Here is a 5,257-nt window from a genome sequence, read left to right on the forward strand (position 1 = left end):
TGTATTTTTTTATGCCATATTCTTAGCCAGTTTTCTTGAGTTTTTTATTCGTGGTGTCGGCTATTTCAGCCCTCTAATGTATCTATTTCTAGTCAGTGTTTTTTATTTCACTGTACAAAAAGCAAAAATTAAGTTGGAAAAAAATGAAACTGATTGTTGATGGTATTATCGAAAACTTACAAGACAACGGTGGTTGTACCGTTTACTTTGCGCAAATACTTTCTTTTATGCAAAATAATAACATCGATCTTAACTATATTCGGTTTAAAGACGAACAAGGTCATATCCCATTATTTGGTGAAAACACCCAAGTTAACTTTCAAGCACCTAAGTGGCAAGAAAGATGGCGAGATGTAAACCTTCAACAAGTCACTAACGATACTGTTTTTCACTCTACTCATTACCGTTTAGCCAAACAAAAAGTAAAAACAGTAACAACAGTACATGACTTTACCTATGAGCTGTACAGAAAAGGTCCCGCTAAATGGATGCATTCTTGGCAAAAGTTTAGAGCGATTCGAAATAGTCATTTAGTTATTTGCGTATCGCAAAACACCGCCGACGATCTAATGAGATTTTGCCCTATCGATCCAAGTAAAATTAGAGTGGTGTACAATGGCGTGTCGTCTGACTATTACCCGCTTGATAATACAGAACAAACGAATGAAGTAGTGTTTATTGGCGCTCGTGGATGGTACAAAAACTTCACCTTAGCGGTACAAACATTAAAGCATCAACCAGACTTAACGCTATCGATTGTCGGTGGCGGTAAACTTTCAGATGAAGAACTACAGTTGCTTGAAGCGACGATACCAGGTCGATACGAGTGGTTGGGACGCTTAACTGATGAACAGTTAAATGAACTATACAATCGCGCCCATTGCTTATTTTATCCATCTAGCTATGAAGGTTTTGGCATACCGGTTATTGAAGCCATGCGTTCGGGTTGTCCGGTAATAGCCGTAAACGTGTCTTCTATTCCAGAAGTGGCAGGCTCTGCTGCCATACTCACTCAACAAGCTGACGTGGCAAGTTTCAACCAAGCATTTTCCACATTAGATAATCAACAAGTACGCAGCGATATAATTCAAAAAGGATTTCAACAAGCGAGTCGTTTTTCATGGGAAAAATGTTACCAAGATACCCTCGCGGTTTATCAAGAACTTGATTCAATCTCTTTGTAAAGGAATAGATTTTGGGTAATTTAATCAAACATTATGGCTTCTTTGGTATTCTGTCATTAGCTTATGAAAAAGTATTAACTTATTTTTTGTTCAAGCAAGCCAAAATAATTCGTCGTCCGTTCGAATGTCGTGGTAAGCAAAATATGCGGATAGGAAAGGGTTTTGCAAGCGGTCGTTATTGTCGTTTCGAGGCGCATGGTCAGCATGGTGAAATTAATATTACTATTGGTAACAACTGCCAAGTGAATGATTCAGTGCACATAGCTGCCCTAAAAAGTGTCAGTATCGGCGACAATGTGTTAATTGCCAGCAGAGTGTTTATTACCGATCTTAATCACGGTGGCTATGGCGGTAACTTACATTCAGATCCTTTATCAATTTGTAAAGACAGACCGTTAACCGGTTCACCAGTCGTAATCGAACAAAATGTATGGTTAGGTGAAGGAGTGGTTGTTTTACCAGGTGTAACCATTGGCCAAGGTACAATCATTGGCGCTAATGCTGTGGTATCTAAAAATGTGCCCGCATTTTCAATTGCGGTAGGTAACCCTGCCAAAGTAATTAAAACCTATAACTTCGAGCAAAAAAAGTGGCTAGCAATTCATGGGTAAAAACGACCACGCAGTATTAATTTGTCCCGCATTTTTCGACTACAAAGTACTGATAGAAAATCAACTAACAAAGCGTTTTACTTCTGTACACTCTTTTTCCGACAGACCGCTATGTTCTTCTATTGGCAAAGCGTTAATCAAATATAACGTAGCTAATTACAATCACTTTATTTCGCGTCAATATAGCCAACAACTACTCGAAAAAATTACCCCGTTAATACACGAGATAACCACAGTTATTATTGTTAAAGGCACCTGTATTTCACCGCTTTTAATACAGGGGATTAAGAGGTTGAATCCAAAAGTCCGAGTGGTTGTATATTGTTGGGATTCTATAGCTAACTCAAATGGATTTGTTCAATTAGCTGCGGTAGCAGATAAGGCTATGTCATTCGACTTTGCCGATTGCCAGCAACATCAATTAGAGTATGTGCCATTATTCTATCCAGATGATAACACTAGCAGCGCAGCATCAAACAAATCAGCCAACAGTTATCAATACAGTTTCATTGGCAGCTATCACGGCGACAGAGCAAAGTTGTTATATAAGCTGGTCAATAATCAACAAACCCACTCTGCTTCGTCATTTATCAAAATTTACTTTCAAAGCAAAATACAATACTGCGTATTTTATCTACTCGATCCCTATGTAAGAAAATGTCCTAAAGAATGGATTACATTCGACATTATTGATCGCGATACAATGAACGATATTTTTTCTGATAGTCGTTTTATTATCGATATACATCATAAAGGACAATCGGGATTAACCATGCGCACATGGGAAACCTTAAGCCTAGATTACAACTTGCTAACAACAAATCCATATGTGCTATTACACCAACCTATAGCAGCCATCGATATTCTCGATCGCACCAATGGAACCGTGTGGAGCAACGACCAAAAACAACAATTTGTTAAGCAAGTTGCCATTAGCAATATATCGACAACACCTCTTTCCTTGTCCCATTGGTTGGACGCACTTTTAAAATAGCATTGGCGGCATTATGACAATTACACCTATTATTATGGCTGGCGGTTCAGGTACACGTTTATGGCCGCTATCGCGCGGTAACTACCCTAAGCAATTTTTAACCTTAAGTGGTCAGCAAACAATGCTGCAAAATACGATTACGCGTTTAAAAGGGCTTGAACATACTCCTGCAATGCTAATCTGTAATGAAGAACATCGTTTTATTGCAGCAGAACAAATTAGGCAGCTAGGGGTTAAACATAGCGGAATATTTTTAGAGCCAGTGGGCCGAAATACTGCTCCAGCCATTGCATTAGCAGCATTTAAGGCCACAGAGCAAGGTCAAGACCCATTATTGTTAGTATTGGCTGCAGACCACGTTATTGATGACGTAAATGCGTTTCAGCAAAGTGTCGCAAAGGCTGCAGAGTTAGCTGCACAAGACAAGCTGGTGACATTTGGCATTGTAGGGAACAAACCAGAAACGGGTTATGGCTATATAAAACGCGGTCAGCAATTTCAAAGCGGTTTTGTTGTCGACAGTTTTGTTGAAAAACCAGACCTCGCCACAGCGCAACAATATATTCAAAGCGGTGATTATTATTGGAACAGCGGCATGTTTTTATTTAAAGCTAGTCGTTATTTAACCGAATTAAAAGCATTTAGACCAGACATTTATGCCGCCTGTGAAGCAGCCATGCAAGTACAAAATAATGATCTGGACTTTATTCGTGTTGATAAAGCCGCATTTGAAGCTTGTCCAGATGAATCTATTGACTATGCAGTGATGGAGCAAACTCAAGATGCTGTAGTCGTGCCAATGGACGCCGGTTGGAGCGACGTAGGTGGTTTTGCTGCATTATGGGATGTATCTGAAAAAGACAATAATGGCAATGTGTTCAAAGGTGATGTTAAAGCTGTCGACACTAAAAACACCTTAGTTTTTGGTGAAGATAAACTCGTTGCCACCGTTGGTGTTGAAAATTTAGTCATAGTCAACACCAAAGATGCCGTGTTAGTTGCCCATAAAGACCATTCGCAACACGTCAAAGCAATTGTTAATCAACTTAAATCTGAACAACGTTCTGAAGTCACATTCCACCGTGAAGTTTATCGTCCTTGGGGGCAATACGACTCAATCGATAACGGTGAGCGTTTTCAAGTGAAACGAATTACGGTAAAGCCAGGCGCTAAACTATCAGTACAAATGCATCATCACCGTGCAGAACATTGGATAGTGGTATCAGGCACCGCCAAGGTAACCAACGGTGACAAAGAAATCTTACTAACAGAAAATCAGTCAACTTATATTCCAGTCGGTGTTATTCACGCACTAGAGAACCCCGGCAAAATGCCGCTAGAACTTATCGAAGTTCAATCTGGTTCGTATTTAGGCGAAGATGACATCGTCCGTTTTGAAGACCGCTACGGCCGTGTAGAAGGGAAATAACTGATGTTAAACACTAAAGAAACTTTAGCTCAAAGCGGCGTGCTTTTTGGTACCAGTGGTGCGCGCGGGTTAGTTGAACAATTTACCCCAGATGTATGCGCTGCATTTACTCATGCCTTTGTCGCTGTTATGCAGCAAGACTTCACCTTTGATACCGTCGCCATTGCGATAGACAATCGTCCCAGTAGTTATGCTATGGCCCAAGCTTGTGCACAAGCATTAGCGCAATTAGGCCTTAAATCTCAATATTACGGCGTAATACCAACACCAGCATTGGCCTATGTTGCTATGCAACAAAACATTCCTTCTATTATGGTCACCGGAAGTCATATTCCGTTCGATCGTAATGGGCTCAAGTTTTATCGACCAGATGGCGAAATATCTAAACAAAATGAACAGGCAATTTTATCGAGCCAAGTAACATTTAGCGCATTAACCGAGCTAGCCCCATTAATGGTTAACCCGAATGCGGCACAACAGTATATTCAGCGCTATTTAAATGTATTCAGCAATACACTGTTACAAGGTAAGCGAATTGGTATTTACCAACATTCAAGTGCCGGCAGAGATATCTATCCTGAGTTATTCACTAAACTCGGAGCAGAGGTCGTTTTGCTTGAACGTAGTGATGTATTTGTCCCGATTGACACTGAAGCTGTGAGTGAACAAGACTGCCAAAAAGCGCTAGATTGGGTAAGAACACATAAACTTGATGCACTGTTTTCAACCGACGGTGACGGTGACCGACCTATGTTAGCCGACGAACATGGTCATTGGTTAAGAGGTGATATTTTAGGGCTATTGTGCAGTAAGTACCTCAATATTGAAGCGCTGGCTATTCCTGTTAGCTGCAATACGGCAATAGAACAAACCGAATTATTTAAAACGGTTCAACGAACTAAAATTGGTTCGCCTTATGTTATTGAGGCTTTTGCTGAGCTGTTAACTCAGTACGTCACAGTCGCTGGTTTTGAAGCCAATGGCGGTTTTTTACTCGGGAGTAACTTAAGCTTAAATCAGTCTCAATCAAGTTTAGCCG

At 40.4% G+C, this 5,257-nt stretch carries 5 protein-coding genes; all 5 read left to right on the top strand.

Annotated features, from left to right (window positions below; genetic code table 11):
• Positions 1 to 143 precede the first annotated feature (143 nt).
• On the top strand, positions 144 to 1,184 hold the full coding sequence (locus tag CXF78_RS12835; RefSeq protein ID WP_102037018.1) for a glycosyltransferase family 4 protein: 1,041 nt from the start codon (positions 144 to 146) through the stop codon (positions 1,182 to 1,184).
• An 11-nt stretch (positions 1,185 to 1,195) separates the two neighbouring features.
• Complete coding sequence (locus CXF78_RS12840; protein ID WP_102037019.1) at positions 1,196 to 1,795, top strand: DapH/DapD/GlmU-related protein; 600 nt, start codon at positions 1,196 to 1,198, stop codon at positions 1,793 to 1,795.
• Positions 1,788 to 2,789, top strand: a complete 1,002-nt coding sequence (locus tag CXF78_RS12845) for a WaaS/CpsH family glycosyltransferase (RefSeq protein WP_102037020.1) — start codon at positions 1,788 to 1,790, stop codon at positions 2,787 to 2,789. The genes CXF78_RS12840 and CXF78_RS12845 overlap by 8 nt, the downstream gene beginning before the upstream one ends.
• A gap of 13 nt (positions 2,790 to 2,802) precedes the next feature.
• Positions 2,803 to 4,218, top strand: coding sequence for a mannose-1-phosphate guanylyltransferase/mannose-6-phosphate isomerase (locus CXF78_RS12850; RefSeq protein ID WP_102037021.1), 1,416 nt, complete (start codon positions 2,803 to 2,805; stop codon positions 4,216 to 4,218).
• Positions 4,219 to 4,221: 3 nt separating this feature from the next.
• On the top strand, positions 4,222 to 5,257 hold a 1,036-nt coding region (locus CXF78_RS12855; RefSeq protein ID WP_102037022.1), incomplete at its 3' end, for a phosphohexomutase domain-containing protein.

Origin of the sequence: Shewanella sp. 11B5, from assembly GCF_002836795.1 — a bacterium.
Taxonomy (GTDB): Bacteria; Pseudomonadota; Gammaproteobacteria; order Enterobacterales; family Shewanellaceae; genus Shewanella; species Shewanella frigidimarina.